Below are 3,286 nucleotides of genomic sequence, written 5' to 3'. Positions count from 1 at the left end.
CCGGGGCAAAATAGCTCAGCACGCCATCGGCGCCGGCGCGCTTGAAGCCGAGCAGGCTTTCCATCATCGCGCGGTCGCCGTCGATCCAGCCATTATTGGCGGCGGCCATGATCATCGCGTATTCGCCGGACACCTGGTAGGCGAAGGTCGGCACCGCGAAATTGTCCTTCACGCGGCGGATGATGTCGAGATAGGGCATGCCGGGCTTCACCATCACCATGTCGGCGCCTTCGGCGAGATCGAGTTCGACCTCGCGCAGCGCCTCGTCGGAATTGGCCGAATCCATCTGGTAGGTGCGCTTGTCGCCGGTCAGCGTCTTGGCCGAGCCGATCGCGTCGCGGAACGGGCCGTAGAAGGCCGAGGCGTATTTCGCGGCATAGGCCATGATCTGCACGTCGAGGAAACCGGCGGCATCCAGACCGGCGCGGATCGCGGCGACGCGGCCGTCCATCATGTCGGAGGGCGCGATGACGTCGCAGCCGGCCTCCGCCTGCACCAGCGCCTGGCGCACCAAGACGGCGACGGTCTCGTCGTTGAGGATGCGTCCATCGCGCAGCAGCCCGTCATGGCCATGGCTGGTGAAGGGGTCGAGCGCCACGTCGCACAAGATTCCGAGTTCGGGAAATTCCTGCTTGATGGCGCGTACCGACTGGCACACCAGATTGCCGCCATTGCAGGCCTCGGAGCCGACATCGTCGCGCAGCGACGGCTCGGTATAGGGGAACAGCGCGATGCAGGGGATATCGAGCTTCATGGCGCGCTCGGCGTCGCGCACCGCCTGGTCGACGCTGAGGCGCTGCACGCCGGGCATCGAGGCGATGTCGGCCCGCGTATTGTGACCGTCGATCACGAATAGCGGCCAGATCAGGTCGTCGGTGGTCAGCACGTTCTCGCGCACCAGCCGGCGGGCCCATTCGGATTTGCGGTTGCGGCGCGGGCGCACGGTCAGCTCGAGCGACGGGGCGGTGGTGAACGGTTGCAAGGAGGGATCGCGCATCTCGATGGGTCGCCCGAATTTGATCGCCATGTACCGTCTCTCCTGAAACCGCGCAGATTTGACACCTTCCAACCCTAGCACCCCGAGCCCCGGTTCGTCACCGCGGACCACACGGTCCGGGCAATTGATTTTGCCGCCCCGAAGGCCCACAAAACCCCCATGAAGCGAGATGTCCTTTCCTTTTCGTCCGGTGGCCCCGATGCCTGAGCCCATGTCACGCGATCCGACGACGCGCGACCGTGCGATGTCGGTGGCGGCGATCTCCTCGGAGCGGATCGAATCCGACGAGAACGCCTGGACCAGGCGACTGGTACTGTTCCTGCGCGTGATGGCGGTGCTGTCGATGGGGCAGGGCCTGTATCACTGGGCGCAGGTCACCGGCTTCGTCGGCACCGAGGACGAAGCCTTCGAAGTGCAGAGCATGGCGTGGCAGACCTCCACCGTCTATTTCGCGGTGATCGAACTGGTCGGCGCGGTCGGGCTGTGGCTGGCGACGCCATGGGGCGCGGTGGTATGGCTCACCACGGTGGTATCGATGGCGGTGATCGAACTGATGTTTCCGACCATCTATGGCGGCAACCTGTTGGTCGTCGGCATCCAGGCGGCGTTTCTCGCCGCCTATCTGGCGCTGGCCTGGATGGCCGCGCGCGAGCGGCCGCCATAGCGCGAGGCGTCGGTCGCTTTCCTGCAAGCAATGCGGGTGTCCTTGCTCGCGCATGATGCACCCGTCGGATTTCAGAACTTGAATTTCCATCGCGCGTCGAATGATAAACGCGCAGCACCCGATTTGCGGCGACAAGCGGCGCCGATTGCGTAAAATTTTCGGATTATTCCAGCGGTCTGAAATCGTAACGTTTGAGTCACCCTAACGCCGCGGTCACTTGTGTTACGCCAACCTTTCAAATTTGAGCGATGCTGTTTCGCAATGCGACAGAATCCGCGGACAAAGCTGGAACGGGCCGCGCGCAGCATGAATCAAACGTTGCAAAAAGCCCTTTATTCATGGGCTTAATACGCGATTCACCGTCGCAAATTCATGATCTCTTTATTGTCTTATTTAAGCGGTTGTTGAAGCGCGCCCCTTAAGTTGGCCCTATCAGACGGGACAAAAGTTTCGTCGAATAAGTCGATAAAAACGACAACAGGGGTCAGTCATGATGAAAGCCGTAGCCACGGTAGAAAGCGTCGATCTTGTTCCGGGACAGGCACCGGTGCAGCCGCTTTACCTCGAGGCCTTGACGCTGGTGGAGCGTCTGCATCGCCGCCTGCTCGATGTCATCAAGGACGAGTTCGATCGCCGCGGCCGCGCTGATATCAACTCGGTACAGGCGCTGCTGCTGTACAATATCGGCGACAAGGAATTGACCGCCGGCGAGCTGCGCACCCGCGGCTACTATCTCGGCTCCAACGTCTCCTACAATCTGAAGAAGCTCGTCGAGCTCGGCTTCCTCGATCATCAGCGTTCGCGCGTCGATCGCCGCTCGGTGCGCATTCGCCTGACCGCGCAGGGCCAGGAAATCCGCCACATCGTCGACGCGCTGTATCAGAAGCACGTCAAGACGGTGGAGCAGGTCGGCGGCATTTCCAACGAGGAATTCGCCACGTTGAACAAGTCGCTGCACCGCCTCGAGCGTTTCTGGACCGACCAGATCCTCTATAGACTATGAGCTTGTGAACGTTACAGAATTCGTTTTTCAGCGTTCCGTTACAGGGCGATAAAATGCAGCAAAATGCATTCCGGGGCATACCGGGTCGTTCCACTTCCGTTTCAGCCGGTGCCCTCCGGCTCCCGAGTGCCCGAAAGAGGCAACGGATCTTTACCTCGCTGGGATGCACCCCCGCGTAATCCTCCAAGCCAAAGGCGCCCCCGGGCGCCTTTTTCTTTGGGCTACCTACAGCCCTGCGGAGCCCTATGGATAAGCAAAAGGCCCTGCCGAGGGGGACGGCAGGGCCTTCGCGCCGGGAGCCTTAGAAGGCTCTACCGTCAGAGATTCCCAGATAGGCGCGCGGCGCCTAATTGCAAGGTGGGCAAGGTGGCGGCTCCATGCCCCATACACAGGTCTTTCTGTGAGCCCGTGTGGCGTACAACAAACGCAGGACCGGAGGCGCCACCCATCGGGGGGTGGGCGTTTGGCGTATGGTCGCGTAGCGACGGGGCTTCGATAAATCACTGGCAGATGAGCTGCACCCGGTTCTGTTGACACCGGCTTAGACTAATCCCGCTCTTTGCTCGAACTCCATAGGGCTCAGATATCCAATGGTCGAGTGACGCCGCTTCGGATTATAGAA

General features: G+C 61.3%; 4 protein-coding genes. 2 read left to right on the top strand and 2 right to left on the bottom strand.

Annotated features, from left to right (window positions below):
- Positions 1 to 1,027, bottom strand: a 1,027-nt coding sequence (gene hemB, locus Q0S16_RS16485; protein WP_295850146.1) for a porphobilinogen synthase, incomplete at its 3' end; no start/stop codon positions are given.
- 169 nt (positions 1,028 to 1,196) lie between these two features.
- Here hemB and Q0S16_RS16480 point away from each other — a divergent pair.
- On the top strand, positions 1,197 to 1,661 hold the full coding sequence (locus tag Q0S16_RS16480; protein ID WP_295850145.1) for a DUF6163 family protein: 465 nt from the start codon (positions 1,197 to 1,199) through the stop codon (positions 1,659 to 1,661).
- Positions 1,662 to 2,151: 490 nt separating this feature from the next.
- On the top strand, positions 2,152 to 2,664 hold the full coding sequence (locus Q0S16_RS16475; RefSeq protein WP_295850144.1) for a MarR family winged helix-turn-helix transcriptional regulator: 513 nt from the start codon (positions 2,152 to 2,154) through the stop codon (positions 2,662 to 2,664).
- A gap of 541 nt (positions 2,665 to 3,205) precedes the next feature.
- Here Q0S16_RS16475 and Q0S16_RS26440 read toward each other — a convergent pair.
- Positions 3,206 to 3,286 (bottom strand): IS3 family transposase (locus Q0S16_RS26440; protein ID WP_366517836.1); only part of this gene is annotated, 81 nt, incomplete at its 5' end.

The sequence above is a fragment of the Tardiphaga sp. genome, from assembly GCF_025356345.1.
GTDB lineage: Bacteria > Pseudomonadota > Alphaproteobacteria > Rhizobiales > Xanthobacteraceae > Tardiphaga.
Note: the sequence above shows the minus strand (reverse complement) of the source record. Positions and strands in the feature narration are given on the sequence as shown.